The 14159-nt window shown below is 68.5% G+C and carries 13 protein-coding genes; 9 read left to right on the top strand and 4 right to left on the bottom strand.

Annotated features, from left to right (window positions below):
• Positions 1 to 147: 147 nt before the first annotated feature.
• Together ACFYY2_RS33535 and ACFYY2_RS33530 are read right to left on the bottom strand one after the other, a co-directional pair.
• A complete protein-coding gene (locus tag ACFYY2_RS33535; protein ID WP_388750181.1) occupies positions 148 to 1584 on the bottom strand; it encodes a hypothetical protein in 1437 nt (478 codons plus the stop codon).
• A 167-nt stretch (positions 1585 to 1751) separates the two neighbouring features.
• Positions 1752 to 1949 (bottom strand): hypothetical protein, encoded by a 198-nt coding sequence (locus ACFYY2_RS33530; protein ID WP_388750179.1) that lies wholly within the window; start codon positions 1947 to 1949, stop codon positions 1752 to 1754.
• Between the two features lie 160 nt (positions 1950 to 2109).
• Between ACFYY2_RS33530 and ACFYY2_RS33525 the strand changes: the two genes are divergently transcribed.
• The gene (locus ACFYY2_RS33525; protein ID WP_388750176.1) at positions 2110 to 3084 is read left to right on the top strand and encodes a carbohydrate kinase family protein; all 975 of its coding nucleotides are present in this window, start codon (positions 2110 to 2112) and stop codon (positions 3082 to 3084) included.
• A gap of 19 nt (positions 3085 to 3103) precedes the next feature.
• On the opposite strand, the gene ACFYY2_RS33520 is transcribed toward ACFYY2_RS33525, so the two are convergent.
• Positions 3104 to 4486 (bottom strand): cysteine desulfurase/sulfurtransferase TusA family protein, encoded by a 1383-nt coding sequence (locus tag ACFYY2_RS33520; protein WP_388750174.1) that lies wholly within the window; start codon positions 4484 to 4486, stop codon positions 3104 to 3106.
• Positions 4487 to 4757: 271 nt separating this feature from the next.
• Between ACFYY2_RS33520 and coxB the strand changes: the two genes are divergently transcribed.
• The 4 genes from coxB (at position 4758) to ACFYY2_RS33500 (ending at position 9233) form a co-directional block, all read left to right on the top strand.
• On the top strand, positions 4758 to 5726 hold the full coding sequence (gene coxB, locus ACFYY2_RS33515; RefSeq protein WP_388750172.1) for a cytochrome c oxidase subunit II: 969 nt from the start codon (positions 4758 to 4760) through the stop codon (positions 5724 to 5726).
• Entirely contained in the window at positions 5723 to 7459 is a 1737-nt protein-coding gene (ctaD, locus tag ACFYY2_RS33510; protein WP_388750169.1) for a cytochrome c oxidase subunit I, read from the top strand. The genes coxB and ctaD overlap by 4 nt, the downstream gene beginning before the upstream one ends.
• Positions 7456 to 7854: a cytochrome c oxidase subunit 4 gene (locus tag ACFYY2_RS33505; protein WP_329036619.1), complete on the top strand. Its 399-nt coding sequence runs from the start codon at positions 7456 to 7458 to the stop codon at positions 7852 to 7854. Before ctaD ends, ACFYY2_RS33505 begins: the two co-directional genes overlap by 4 nt.
• Positions 7855 to 7979: 125 nt before the next feature.
• Positions 7980 to 9233 carry an Ig-like domain-containing protein gene (locus tag ACFYY2_RS33500; protein WP_388750166.1) on the top strand — a complete coding sequence of 418 codons (1254 nt, stop codon included), beginning with the start codon at positions 7980 to 7982 and terminating at the stop codon, positions 9231 to 9233.
• Between the two features lie 77 nt (positions 9234 to 9310).
• On the opposite strand, the gene ACFYY2_RS33495 is transcribed toward ACFYY2_RS33500, so the two are convergent.
• A complete protein-coding gene (locus ACFYY2_RS33495; protein ID WP_388750164.1) occupies positions 9311 to 9712 on the bottom strand; it encodes a hypothetical protein in 402 nt (133 codons plus the stop codon).
• A 187-nt stretch (positions 9713 to 9899) separates the two neighbouring features.
• On the opposite strand from ACFYY2_RS33495, the gene ACFYY2_RS33490 reads away from it, so the two are divergent.
• The 4 genes from ACFYY2_RS33490 to ACFYY2_RS33475 are packed head-to-tail and all read left to right on the top strand — an operon-like array spanning position 9900 to position 14056.
• On the top strand, positions 9900 to 10520 hold the full coding sequence (locus tag ACFYY2_RS33490; protein WP_327119360.1) for a heme-copper oxidase subunit III: 621 nt from the start codon (positions 9900 to 9902) through the stop codon (positions 10518 to 10520).
• Between the two features lie 55 nt (positions 10521 to 10575).
• Positions 10576 to 11385 carry a c-type cytochrome gene (locus ACFYY2_RS33485; protein ID WP_388750161.1) on the top strand — a complete coding sequence of 270 codons (810 nt, stop codon included), beginning with the start codon at positions 10576 to 10578 and terminating at the stop codon, positions 11383 to 11385.
• Positions 11382 to 12434: a Rieske 2Fe-2S domain-containing protein gene (locus ACFYY2_RS33480; protein WP_388750158.1), complete on the top strand. Its 1053-nt coding sequence runs from the start codon at positions 11382 to 11384 to the stop codon at positions 12432 to 12434. The genes ACFYY2_RS33485 and ACFYY2_RS33480 overlap by 4 nt, the downstream gene beginning before the upstream one ends.
• Positions 12431 to 14056: a cytochrome bc complex cytochrome b subunit gene (locus ACFYY2_RS33475; RefSeq protein ID WP_388750155.1), complete on the top strand. Its 1626-nt coding sequence runs from the start codon at positions 12431 to 12433 to the stop codon at positions 14054 to 14056. Before ACFYY2_RS33480 ends, ACFYY2_RS33475 begins: the two co-directional genes overlap by 4 nt.
• Positions 14057 to 14159: the final 103 nt, after the last annotated feature.

Below are 14159 nucleotides of genomic sequence, written 5' to 3'. Positions count from 1 at the left end.
CCCAGCGCTCGGGGCCCCGGCCCGGGGGGCCCCTCATCCAGCTGAGCCCTAAGCCCCCGCACCACCACCAGAAAAAACCCCCCCCCCCCCCCCGCCCCCCCCCCCCGCCCCGGCCCCCCCCCCCCCCCCGCGCCTGCGTGCCCGGTGTCAGGCGTGAGGCACCCGCGCCCCCGATCCGGCGTCGACCACGGTGCGCTCGCCCAGGGGTGTGTCCAGCGTCACCTTCCGGGTCAGCTCCTTGGCGATCATGACGCAGGCCTTCCCCGGCTCCCGCTCCGATTCGGTGACCGTGACCCGGACCGCCGAGCCGCTCTCCGTGGCACGTGCCGTGTAGGTGCTGCACACGCCACCCCAGAAGGTGACCTCCAGCGTCCGGCCCTCCGCGCTGTACGAGGTGATTCCCGTGCTCCCGGCTCCAGGGTCCTTCGTGGGTTCCGGAGCGGGCGGGGTGCTCCGCGGGGTCAGGTGGTCCGGGTGGACCGCGACGCGGACGACGGTGTGCGTGGGACCGCCGTCGTCCGGCCGTACGGAGAAGAGCCACGAGGGCACGAGGATCTGCTCCCCGCCGGCGTACTGCGCGGAGAGCCCGAACTCGGCGTCGTCGACCTCCACCGTGACGGGCTCCTGGGTGCCCGGAGCACCGCACCCGGCCGTCGGCGTGGAACCGTCCTCCAGCGGCACGGGTGTCGCGCAGTCGCCCGGGCCGCCCTTGGCGGACCGCCGGCTCTCCGCGTTCAGCTGCGCCAGGGCCTCGTCCGCGCCGATCACCGGATAGCTGTCGCTCTTCTCCAGCCCCTTGAGGTTCCCGCTGCCGCCGACGACCTCGCCGTCGGCGCCCACCTGGATCCCGGTCGACCAGCCGTAGGTCGGCAGTCCGTCCACCACCGGATCGGCGTTCACGACCCGTACGGAGCCCATCAGCTGGCGGGCGTCGAGCGAGGCGTCGTCCTGACCCGCGGCCTTCAGCATGGGGGCGGCCGCGGCCTTCGCGGTCTTCTCGTCGACCGGGGAGCCGGACTGCGGCGCGGGGGCCTGCTTCGCGCAGGTCCGCGCGGACTCGCAGGCGTCTGACCCGCCCGTGGCGTAGCGGTCGAAGGTCCAGGTGCCGGGCGCCTGCTCGATGACGCGCAGCACCGGGCCCGACCCGTCCCCGTCGCTGCCCACCTTCCACGCGGTGCCGTCCGAGCGCGGCGCCCCCGGCACTCCGAGGGCCTCGGCCAGCCGCGCCACCTCGGCCGCGGTGACGGTTCCCCCGGCGCGCCGGACCGCCGCCGATGCGGGGCCCTCGGGCAGTTCGCCCGAGGCGCGGTAGACGACGCCGCCGTTCGGGTCCGGCTCGCCGGGCGCGATCCCCGGAGGCGGTCCGGTCGGGCCGTCCGCCCGGTCCAGCGCCAGCAGCGGGGCAGCGGCGTCCCCTGCGGCCGCCGGGCCGGTGTCCGCGGTGCCCCCGCCCGAGGCGTTCGAGGCCCAGTACGCCGCCCCGCCTCCGGCCAGCAGCACAGCCGCCGCCACCGTGGTCACGACGAGCGGCGAACGCCCTCGCCGGGTACCGGTCACGTCATTCTCGGGTCGCCCGTCGTTCACCGGATCGCTCCTTCGGCTGCCTGGCCGTCACTGGCACGTCGTACGCCCTCCGGGGCCGGAGGACACCGATGGGACGGGGCAGGGAGGCGCGCGGTTCCACCGCGTGCACCGCGGAACCGCGCCGAGGGCCGCGCACGGCCGTGCGGAGCGACCGTACGGGGCCGGGATCAGTCCCCGTAGTCGGACATGCCGTCGATCAGCCGGGCGGAGGACGGCGGCACCGTGACCCCGTGGATGCGGGACGGTTCCACCGGCTTCACGGCGGTCCTCTCCGGAACGACCCAGTGCGGTGCCATGCGCGCGCAGTCACCGCGCAGCTCGGCCAGGCTCATCTCGGACTCGCGCGAAACGATCGTGTTCGACATAAACGCACCGTACGCAGAGGGGGCCCCAGGTAGAAAGACCTACTATCGGGTAGTTTTGACCCTTCAGGCACCATGGCGTCACCGGGTAGCGTGAACTGTCACGCCGTCCCGGAGGGTGCGCTCACGCGTTCCCCCCGCCTTCCGCAGGAGCAGCCTCCCCGTGCGCATCGCAGTCACCGGCTCCATCGCCACAGACCACCTCATGACCTTCCCCGGCCGATTCGCGGACCAGCTGGTCGCCGATCAGCTGCACACGGTCTCGCTCTCCTTCCTGGTCGACAACCTCGACGTGCGCCGCGGGGGTGTCGGCGCCAACATCGCGTTCGGCATGGGTGTGCTCGGCACGCAGCCGATCCTGGTCGGCTCCGCCGGAGCGGACTTCGAGGAGTACCGCGCCTGGCTCGACCGGCACGGCGTCGACACCGATTCGATCCGCATCTCCGAGGTCCTGCACACGGCGCGCTTCGTCTGCACGACGGACTCGGACCACAACCAGATCGGCTCCTTCTACACGGGAGCGATGAGCGAGGCCCGGCTGATCGAGCTCAAGAGCGTCGCCGACCGCGTCGGCGGCCTCGACCTCGTCTCCATCGGGGCCAACGACCCCGAGGCGATGCTGCGCCACACGGAGGAGTGCCGCTCGCGGGGAATCCCGTTCGCCGCCGACTTCTCGCAGCAGATCGCCCGGATGGACGGCGAGGAGATCCGGATCCTCGTCGACGGAGCGACCTTCCTCTTCTCCAACGAGTACGAGAAGGGCCTCATCGAGTCCAAGACCGGCTGGACCGGCGAGGAGATCCTCGCCCGGGTCGGCCACCGCGTCACCACCCTCGGCGCCCGCGGCGTCCGGATCGAGCGGGCCGGCCACGACCCCATCGAGGTCGGCTGCGCCGAGGAGGAGCGCAAGGTGGACCCGACCGGCGTCGGCGACGCGTTCCGCGCCGGCTTCCTCTCGGGCCTCGCCTGGGGCGTCAGCCTGGAGCGCGCCGCCCAGGTCGGCTGCATGCTCGCGACCCTGGTCATCGAGACGGTCGGCACCCAGGAGTACACCCTGCGCCGCACCCACTTCATGGACCGCTTCACCAAGGCGTACGGCGACGAGGCCGCCTCCGAGGTCCGCAAGCACCTCTCCTGACGCCGGCGGGACCCGGGTGTCAGAGGAGCCGGCGGACCACATAGGCCGAGCCGCGGTCCGCGGGCTCCTCGCCCACGTACTCCTGTTCGCGCATCTCGCACCAGGCCGGGATGTCGAGCCGGGCCGCCTCGTCGTCGGCGAGCACCGTCACCGTCCCGCCGACGGGTACCTCTCCGATCACTTTTGCGAGTTCGATGACCGGGATCGGGCAGCGCCGGCCCAGCGCGTCGACCACGAGCGAGGCCGTGGACGCGGGGGAGGGGGTGACCGGCACGGGTGCGCCGAGCCGCTCACGGACCCCGGCCACCACTCCCGGCAGTACGCCGAGGAAGCGGTCGACCTCCTCCCCGGTGGTCCCGGCGGGCAGCGACACGCGCACGTTCCCTTCCGTGAGCACCCCCATCGCCTTGAGGACATGGCTGGGTGTCAGGGTGCTGCTCGTGCAGGACGAACCGGATGAAACGGAGAATCCCGAGCGATCCAGCTCGTGGAGCAGTGTCTCTCCGTCGACATAGAGACAGGAGAAGGTGACCAGGTGCGGCAGCCGTCGTTCCGGATCGCCGACCACCTCCACGTCGGGCACCAGGCCGGGCACCGCCGCCCGGACGCGCTCCACCAGGGCGCGCAGCCGGACCGCCTCGGCCGCCGCCTCCGCGCGCACCGCCCTCAGAGAGGCCGCGGCCGCCACGATCGCGGGGATGTTCTCGAAGCCGGCGGCCCGCCCCGACTCCCGCTCGTCGGAGGGGCCTTGGGGCGCGAAGCGGACACCCTTGCGCACGGCGAGCAGCCCGACACCGGCCGGCCCGCCCCACTTGTGGGCACTCGCCGTCAGCATCGACCAGCGGCCGGCCACCGGCCCCCAGCCCAGGGACTGGGCGGCGTCCACCAGCAGCGGCACACCGGCCTCCGCGCAGATCTCGGCGGTCTCCGCCACCGGCTGTTCCGTCCCCACCTCGTGATTGGCGGACTGCAGACAGGCCAGCGCGGTGTCCGCGCGCAGCGCCCGGCCGTACGCCGCCGGGTCCACCGCGCCGGTCCGGTCCACCGCCACCTCGGTGAACGAACCGCCGGCCGCCTCCAGCGCCGCCGCCGCGTGCAGCACCGACGAGTGTTCGACGGCGGAGAGGACCATATGGCGGCCGACACGCCGACGGCCGGAAAGGGCTCCGGCCGTCCCCGAATGCACCGCCCGGGTCCCCGAAGAGGTGAACACCAGCTCGTCCGGCCGGCAGCCGACCGCCTCCGCGGCCGTCTCCCGGGCCGCGTCCAGCAGCAGCGCGGCACGCCGTCCCTCGCGGTAGAGCCGTGCGGGATCCGCCCAGCCCTCGTCCAGGGAGGCAAGCAGGGCCTGGCGGGCGACGGGATGCAGGGGAGCGGAGGAAGCCGCGTCGAAGTAGGGCACGCCGTCACGCTAGTCCGCGGGAGGGCTTCCCCAGGTGACGGGCCGCCCGTCCGGCGGAAGAGGGGGCGTCAGATGGTGGCCGGACGCGCGGATTCCACCCCTTCGGGGTGTCGGGCGGCGCGTTGGGCACCCTCCCCGCGCGACCCCAAATAGCGTCCAGTAGGGTTTGGTCCGCATAAACATCCAAACCCCTGCCCGCGTCAGGGCCGGCGACCGACCAAGTGAGACGGGCGCGCCGACCGTGCGGGCGAGACTCTCGGGAAGGCGCTACGTGAGTCCCAACGGCTCCGACCGCTCGTCGCGGCGCCCGATGCGGCGGAAGCTGCCGCAGGCGTTGACTGCGGGCCTGGTCCTGGCGACGGCCTCCGGTTGTTCATACAACTGGGAGGATTTCCCCCGCCTCGGAATGCCCACCCCGGTAACGGAAGAGGCACCACGGGTCCTCTCCCTCTGGCAGGGCTCGTGGGCGGCAGCGCTCGCCACGGGTGTCCTCGTCTGGGGGCTGATCCTGTGGAGCGTCATCTTCCACCGGCGTAGCAGGACCAAGGTGGAGGTACCTCACCAGACCAGGTACAACATGCCTATCGAGGCGCTGTACACAGTGGTCCCGCTCATCATCGTCTCGGTGCTCTTCTACTTCACCGCGCGCGATGAATCGAAGCTCCTCGAACTCAGCCCGAAGCCGGCCCACACGATCAACGTGGTCGGCTATCAGTGGAGCTGGGGCTTCAACTACATCGAGAAGGTGGAGGGCCAGCCCTCCGCCGGCAACGAGGTCCCGAAGGAACTCGACGCCATCCCCGACAGGTTCCGTGAGGACTTCCCGAAGGGCGCCGGCGGCGTCTACGACGTGGGCGTCCCCGGCACGAGGAACCCGCAGAACGGCAACCCGGGTCCGACCCTGTGGCTGCCGAAGGGCGAGAAGGTCCGCTTCGTTCTGACTTCGCGTGACGTCATCCACTCCTTCTGGGTGGTGCCGTTCCTCATCAAGCAGGACGTCATTCCGGGCCACACCAACTCCTTCGAGGTCACGCCGAGCAAGGAGGGCACCTACATGGGTAAGTGCGCCGAGCTGTGCGGCGTCGACCACTCCCGGATGCTCTTCAACGTCAAGATCGTCTCTCCCGAGCGTTACCAGCAGCACCTCAAGGAGCTGGCGGAGAAGGGTCAGACGGGCTACGTGCCGGCAGGCATCGAGCAGACGGACCCGGCCAGGAATGCGGAGACGAACAAACTGTGAGCATCCTCAATGAATCCCAGGGTGCCGCGGCAGCAGACGACTCGTTCGAGGACGAGCTGCCGGTGCGGCGCAAGCAGCCGGGGAGTGTCGTCGTCAAGTGGATGACCACCACTGACCACAAGACGATCGGCACGATGTACCTGGTCACATCGTTCGCGTTCTTCGTCATCGGTGGCCTTCTGGCGCTCTTCATGCGCGCCGAGCTGGCCCGCCCCGGTACGCAGATCATGTCGAACGAGCAGTTCAACCAGGCGTTCACGATGCACGGCACGATCATGCTGCTGATGTTCGCGACGCCGCTGTTCGCCGGGTTCGCGAACTGGATCATGCCGCTCCAGATCGGCGCGCCCGACGTGGCGTTCCCGCGGCTGAACATGTTCGCGTACTGGCTGTACCTCTTCGGCTCGCTCATCGCGGTGGCCGGCTTCCTCACCCCGCAGGGTGCCGCCGACTTCGGCTGGTTCGCCTACTCCCCGCTGTCGGACGCGGTCCGCTCGCCGGGCGTCGGCGCCGACATGTGGATCATGGGTCTGGCCTTCTCCGGGTTCGGCACGATCCTCGGTTCGGTCAACTTCATCACCACGATCATCTGCATGCGCGCCCCCGGCATGACGATGTTCCGTATGCCGATCTTCGTGTGGAACGTCCTGCTGACCGGTGTCCTGGTCCTGCTGGCCTTCCCGGTCCTGGCCGCCGCGCTCTTCGCGCTGGAGGTCGACCGTAAATTCGGCGCACATATCTTCGATGCGTCGAACGGTGGCGCATTGCTGTGGCAACACCTCTTCTGGTTCTTCGGCCATCCAGAGGTGTACATCATCGCTCTGCCGTTCTTCGGAATCATTTCGGAGATCATCCCGGTATTCAGCCGCAAGCCGATGTTCGGTTATGTCGGTCTGATCAGCGCGACGATCGCCATCGCCGGTCTTTCCGTGACGGTGTGGGCCCACCACATGTACGTCACGGGCGGTGTGCTGTTGCCGTTCTTCTCCTTCATGACATTCCTCATCGCGGTACCGACCGGTGTGAAGTTCTTCAACTGGATCGGCACGATGTGGAAGGGGTCGTTGTCCTTCGAGACACCGATGCTCTGGTCCGTCGGCTTCCTGATCACCTTCGCCTTCGGTGGTCTGACCGGCGTGATCCTGGCGTCCCCCCCGCTGGACTTCCACATCTCCGACACGTACTTCGTGGTGGCGCACTTCCACTACGTCGTCTTCGGCACCGTGGTCTTCGCGATGTTCGCCGGCTTCCACTTCTGGTGGCCGAAGTTCACCGGCAAGATGCTGGACGAGCGGCTCGGCAAGATGACCTTCTGGACGCTGTTCACCGGCTTCCACGGCACCTTCCTGGTGCAGCACTGGCTCGGTGCGGAGGGCATGCCGCGCCGGTACGCGGACTACCTCGCGGCCGACGGCTTCACCGCGCTGAACACGGTCTCGACGATCTCCTCGTTCGTGCTCGGCCTGTCCATGCTTCCGTTCTTCTACAACATCTGGAAGACCGCCAAGTACGGCAAGAAGGTCGAGGTCGACGACCCCTGGGGTTACGGCCGTTCGCTCGAATGGGCGACGTCCTGCCCGCCCCCGCGTCACAACTTCGTCAGCCTGCCGCGGATCCGTTCCGAATCCCCGGCGTTCGACCTGCACCACCCGGAGATCGCGGCGCTGGAGCAGCTGGATCACCTGTCCGAGGGTGACAAGGTTCTCGCCGGCGGCAAGGAGGACGGCAAGTGAAGATCCAGGGCAAGCTCTTCCTCTGGCTGAGCCTCTTCATGCTGGCCATGGCCGTCACGTACGGCGTGTGGTCGAAGGAGCCGGTCGGCACCACCGCGCTGGTCCTGTCCTTCGGGCTGACCCTCATGATCGGCTTCTACCTGGCCTTCACGGCCAGCCGGGTCGACGCGATGGCCCAGGACAACAAGGAGGCCGACGTCGCGGACGAGGCGGGTGAGGTGGGCTTCTTCTCGCCGCACAGCTGGCAGCCGCTCTCGCTGGCCATCGGAGGCGCCTTCCTCTTCATGGGCGTCGTCTTCGGCTGGTGGCTCGCCTACTTCGCGGCGCCGCTGCTCCTGATCGGCCTGTTCGGCTGGGTGTTCGAGTACTACCGGGGCGAGAACCGCACCCAGTAGGACACGCCGTCGAAGGACCCGCAGCACCCGTACGGGGGCCCGGTCCGCTCAGCAATGAGCGGACCGGGCCCCCGTTTGCAGTCACTGAACGCGCTGGATCGGATGAATCTTCTTAGCGTGGGTTCATGAACCACACGCCGCGCATCCGCACCGTAGTGAGCTGCACCCTGCTGGTCGTCGCCCTGGTAGCGGGTGCGACCGCCTGTGGAGAGCCCGACGGGCATCAACTGTCCCTGAGGCCCTACGACGCAGCCGACCACGTCTCCTTCAACGGCCCCTCCGGCAACAAGAAGGCCGACCCCGACAAGCCCCTCGAATTCACCGTCAAGGACGACGACGTGACCATCACGGACGTGACGGCCGTCGACACCGAGGGCCGCCATCTGGCGGGTGAGCTCGACGCCGACGGCAAGCGGTGGCACTCCACCACCTCGCTCGCCGCCGGGACCCGATACACCGTCAAGGTCTCCACCGAGAACGACGACGGCGCCCCCGGCAGCCGTACGTACACGTTCGGCACGACCTCGGCCAAGAAGTTCCTGAAGGTCACCTTCGGCCCGCAGGCGGGCACCTACGGGGTCGGACAGCCCCTCACAGCGGAACTCAGCGCTCCGGTCGCCGACCGGGCGGCCAGGGCAACCGTCGAACGAGGGCTGCAGGTCCGGTCCTCACCCGCCGTCACCGGCTCCTGGTACTGGGTCGACGACAAGACCCTGCACTACCGCCCCCAGGAGTACTGGCCGGCCAACGCCACCATCGACCTGCGCAGCAACCTCAAGGGCATAAAGGTGGGCAACGCCCTGTACGGGGGTGACGCCAAGGCCCTCAAACTCAAGACCGGCGACCGGATAGAAGCCATCACCGACGCGTCGGACCACTCGATGACGGTCCTGCGCAACGGTGAAGTGATCAACACCATCCCGGTCACCACGGGCAAGCCCGGCTTCGACACGCGCAACGGCGTCAAGGTCGTGCTGGCCAAGGAGCAGTTCGTACGCATGCGCGGTGAGAGCATCGGCATCGCCGCCGGCTCCTCGGAGTCCTACGACCTGCCGGTCTACTGGGCCACACGCGTGACCTGGAGCGGCGAGTACGTCCACGCCGCGCCCTGGTCGACGGGTTCGCAGGGCAGCGCCAACGTCAGCCACGGCTGCACCGGCATGAGCACGGCCAACGCCGAGTGGTTCTTCGAGACCGTGCGCGAGGGCGACGTGGTCAAGGTCGTCGGCAGCGAGGGCGAGACCATGACGCCGTTCGACAACGGCTTCGGCGACTGGAACCTGGACTGGGAGGCCTGGCAGAAGGGCAGCGCCCTGCGCAGCGGCACGCCGGACGCCGGCACCGACGTCCGCACGGCGCGCCTGCGCCCCCAGGTCTGACCGGGCCCGGAGTGCGCCTTCGCGCCCCGGGAGCACACCGCGGAGGGGATCGGGGCCCCTCCGCCGCGCCGTGTCCCTCAGGCCCCCACGGACAGCCTGTGCCGCAGCACGGACGCGAGGGCGTCCGCGAAGCCGACCGGGTCCACCGGAAGCGTCACAGCGGCGTCGGCACGGCTCCAGGTGGCCAGCCAGGCGTCCTGCGGACGCCCGATCAGCAGGAGCACCGGCGGGCAGTCGAAGATCTCGTCCTTGATCTGCCTGCAGACGCCCATGCCGCCCGCGGGCGCGGTCTCGCCGTCCAGCACGCAGGCGTCGATGCCGCCCTTGTCCAGCGCGCTCAGCACGGCGGGCAGGGTGGCGCACTCCAGGAACTCCACCGGCGGCACGTCCGCCGCGGGCCTGCGCCCGGCTGCCAGCCTCACCTGCTCACGCGTGTTGGCGTCGTCGCTGTAGACCAGGACCGTGGCGGTCGGCTGCATTGTTCCTCCGTGACGTCTGTGTCTTCGGGGCTCTCGGGGCATGAACCGATGGGCGGATCGTACTCCGGCGGACAGCCTGTCAGCACCGGTAAAGACAGCGATTCGATGGGCCGTTCGGTGCGGACACACGCCGCTGACACACCGAACGGCACCCCCCGGAGTGAGGGCGGGATAAGCGACCGACATAATGTCGGTCGTGGCGACAGCAACGACAGTAGAAACCGGGCACGCGCACCCGTCGGTCAATCGGCCGAACCTCACCAGCGTCGGAACCATCATCTGGTTGAGTTCCGAGCTGATGTTCTTCGCGGCCCTCTTCGCGATGTACTTCACCCTGCGATCGGTGCTGGGACCCGATCACTGGAAGGAGATGGCCGACCATCTGAACTTCCCGTTCTCGGCGACGAACACCACGATCCTGGTGCTTTCCTCTCTCACCTGCCAGCTCGGCGTCTTCGCCGCGGAGCGGGGCGATGTGAAGAAGCTCCGCACCTGGTTCATGATCACGTTCGTGATGGGCGCGATCTTCATCGGAGGACAGGTCTTCGAGTACACCGAACTGGTCAAGAAGGACGGGCTCTCCCTGTCCTCCGACCCGTACGGTTCGGTGTTCTACCTGACGACCGGCTTCCACGGTCTGCATGTGACAGGCGGCCTCATCGCCTTCCTGCTCGTCCTGGGCAGGACATACGCGGCCTCGAGATTCACCCACGAACAGGCCACCGCCGCCATCGTCGTGTCGTACTACTGGCACTTCGTCGACGTCGTCTGGATCGGTCTGTTCGCCACGATCTACATGATCAAGTAACCGGGCTCGCGCCCACCCACCATCGACGCAGAAGATCCTGACACCGGGGTAATCCGTGAAAAAGCTCTCCGCACGACGACGCCATCCGCTGGCGGCGGTCGTCGTACTACTCCTCGCGCTGGCGGCCACCGGGGGGCTGTACGCCGCGTTCGCGCCTGCGGGTAAGGCGCAGGCCGACGAAACCGCCCAGTCCCTCGCCATCGACGAGGGCAAGAAGCTCTACTCCGTTGGCTGTGCCAGCTGCCACGGGGCCGGCGGTCAGGGCACCACCGACGGACCGTCCCTCGTGGGCGTCGGCTCAGCCGCCGTCGACTTCCAGGTCGCCACCGGACGTATGCCGGCCCAGCAGCCGGGCGCCCAGGTGCCGAAGAAGAAGGTCATCTACAACCAGGCCGAGATCGACCAGCTCGCGGCGTACATCTCGTCGCTGGGCGCCGGTCCGATCACGCCCACCAAGAGCCAGGTCGACCCCTCGGGCGCCGACGTGGCCAAGGGCGGCGACCTGTTCCGCACCAACTGCGCGCAGTGCCACAACTTCACCGGCGAGGGCGGCGCGCTGACACACGGCAAGTACGCCCCCAGCCTGGAAGGCGTGAGCCCGAAGCACATCTACGAGGCCATGCAGACCGGCCCGCAGAGCATGCCCTCCTTCCCGGACACCACCATGCCGGAGCAGGAGAAGAAAGACATCATCGCGTACATCAAGACCGTGAACGGTGACAACTCCGCGAGCCCCGGCGGGCTCTCGCTCGGTGGCCTCGGTCCCGTCAGCGAGGGTCTCTTCGGCTGGATCTTCGGACTGGGCGGACTGGTCGCCATCGCCGTCTGGGTCGCGGCCCACACCGCTAAGGCCAAGAAGTCATGAGTAGCCAAGAGATTTCAGAAGAGGGCCTGCCCGCAGAGCAGGACACCGCGCACGGCGCGGTAGCGGTCGCGGACGATCCGTTCGCCGACCCCGGGCTGCCGGCACACAAGCCGCGCATCCAGGACATCGACGAACGTGCCGCGAAGCGCTCCGAGCGCACGGTCGCGCTCATGTTCACGCTGTCCATGCTGGCGACGGTCGGCTTCATCGCCAGCTACGTCATCTTCCCGGTCGACAAGATCGTGTTCATCTGGCCCTTCGGCCACGTGAGCGCGCTCAACTTCTCCCTGGGGCTGACGCTCGGTCTGGCGCTGTTCCTCATCGGCGCGGGTGCCGTCCACTGGGCGCGCACCCTGATGTCCGATGTCGAGGTGGCCGACGACCGGCACGCCATCGAGGCCACGCCCGAGGTCAAGGCCAAGGTCATGGCCGACTTCGCGGCCGGCGCCGAGGAGTCAGCGCTCGGACGGCGCAAGCTGATCCGCAACACCATGTTCGGCGCGCTGGCCCTGGTGCCGCTCTCCGGTGTGGTGCTGCTGCGCGACCTCGGTCCGCTGCCGGAGGAGAAGCTCCGCCACACGCTGTGGGCCAAGGGCAAGCTGCTCGTCAACATGAACACGATGGAGCCGCTGCGTCCCGAGGACGTCGTCGTCGGTTCGCTCACCTTCGCCATGCCCGAGGGCCTGGAGGAGGACGCGCACGACTTCCAGGACCAGATCGCCAAGTCCGCCCTGATGATCATCCGCATCGAGCCGGACAACATCAAGGACAAGCGGGAGCGCGAGTGGGCCCACGAGGGAATCGTGGCCTTCTCCAAGATCTGCACCCACGTCGGCTGCCCGATCAGCCTGTACGAGCAGCAGACGCATCACGTGCTCTGCCCGTGCCACCAGTCCACCTTCGACCTCTCCGACGGCGCCCGCGTCATCTTCGGTCCGGCCGGTCACGCCCTTCCGCAGCTGCGGATCGGCGTGAACAGCGAGGGCAACCTCGAGGCGCTCGGTGACTTCGAAGAGCCCGTCGGTCCTGCCTTCTGGGAGCGCGGATGAGTACTGCGACGGAAACACAGCGCAAGGCGCCCGCCGGTGAGCGGGTGGCCGACTGGGCGGACGGCCGGCTCGGCATCTACGGCCTCGCCAAGGCCAACATGCGCAAGATCTTCCCGGACCACTGGTCCTTCATGCTCGGTGAGATCTGCCTCTACAGCTTCATCATCATCATCCTCACGGGTGTGTACCTGACGCTGTTCTTCCACCCGAGCATGAACGAGGTCGTGTACCACGGCTCGTACGAGCCGATGCAGGGCATCCGGATGTCCGAGGCCTACGCCTCGACGCTGGACATCAGCTTCGACGTCCGCGGCGGTCTGCTGGTCCGGCAGATCCACCACTGGGCAGCGGTGATCTTCCTCGCCGGCATGTTCGTGCACATGTTCCGGGTGTTCTTCACCGGCGCGTACCGCAAGCCGCGTGAGATCAACTGGCTGTTCGGCTTCCTGCTGTTCGTCCTCGGCATGTTCACCGGGTTCACCGGCTACTCGCTCCCGGACGACCTGCTCTCCGGTACGGGTGTGCGCTTCACGCAGGGCGCGATCCTGTCGATGCCGATCGTCGGTACGTACATCTCGATGTTCCTGTTCGGCGGGGAGTTCCCCGGCACGGACATCATCGCGAGGTTCTACTCGATCCACATCCTGCTGCTGCCCGGCATCATGCTCGGGCTCGTGGTCGGCCACCTCATCCTGGTGTTCTTCCACAAGCACACCCAGTTCGCGGGGCCCGGCCGCACGAACAAGAACGTCGTCGGCATGCCCCTGCTGCCGGTGTACATGGCCAAGGCCGGAGGCTTCTTCTTCCTGGTCTTCGGCTTCATCGCGATCCTCGCGGCCATCGCCTCGATCAACCCGATCTGGGCACTCGGCCCGTACCGTCCCGACCAGGTGTCCACGGGCGCCCAGCCGGACTGGTACATGGGCTTCGCCGAGGGCTTCGTCCGTGTGATGCCGGGCTGGGAGATCAACCTCTGGGGCCACACGCTGGTCCTGGGCGTGCTCATCCCGCTGGTCCTCTTCGGTCTGGTCCTCGGGGCGCTGGCGATGTACCCGTTCATCGAATCGTGGATCACCGGGGACAAGCGCGAGCACCACATCCTGGACAAGCCGCGCAACGCCCCCGTTCGCACCGCGCTCGGTGTCGCCTGGGTGACGATCTACTTCGTCATGCTGATCGGCGGCGGCAACGACATCTGGGCGACGCACTTCCACCTGTCGCTCAACGCGATCAGCTGGTTCGTCCGGATCGCGTTCTTCGTCGGCCCGGTCGTGGCGTTCGTCGTCACGAAGCGGATCTGCCTCGGCCTCCAGCGCCGCGACAAGGAGAAGGTGCTGCACGGGCGCGAGTCCGGCACCATCAAGCGCCTGCCGCACGGTGAGTTCGTCGAGATCCACGAGCCGCTCAGCCCGGGGCAGCTGCACACGCTCACCGCGCACGAGCAGTACAAGCCGGTCGAGATCGGCCCGACGGTCGACGAGAACGGTGTCGAGCGCAAGCCCTCCGCACTGCAGAGGATGCGGGCGAGCCTCAGCAAGAGCTACTTCGGCGAGGACAGTCAGATCGCCAAGCCCACCGCCGAGGAGTACCGGGAGATCACGAGCGGCCACGGCCACCACTGATCCCCTCAGCTGAACGCCACAGCGAGAGCCCCGTCCATCCGGTGGACGGGGCTCTTCGCTGCCTCCCGGCTGGATAGGGTGGGAGACATCCTTGTACCGGCTG

It is taken from the genome of Streptomyces sp. NPDC001822, assembly GCF_042892135.1.
Lineage (GTDB): Bacteria > Actinomycetota > Actinomycetes > Streptomycetales > Streptomycetaceae > Streptomyces.
The sequence above is the reverse complement of the archived record's forward strand: the minus strand, read 5'-3'. Positions and strand labels throughout refer to the sequence as shown.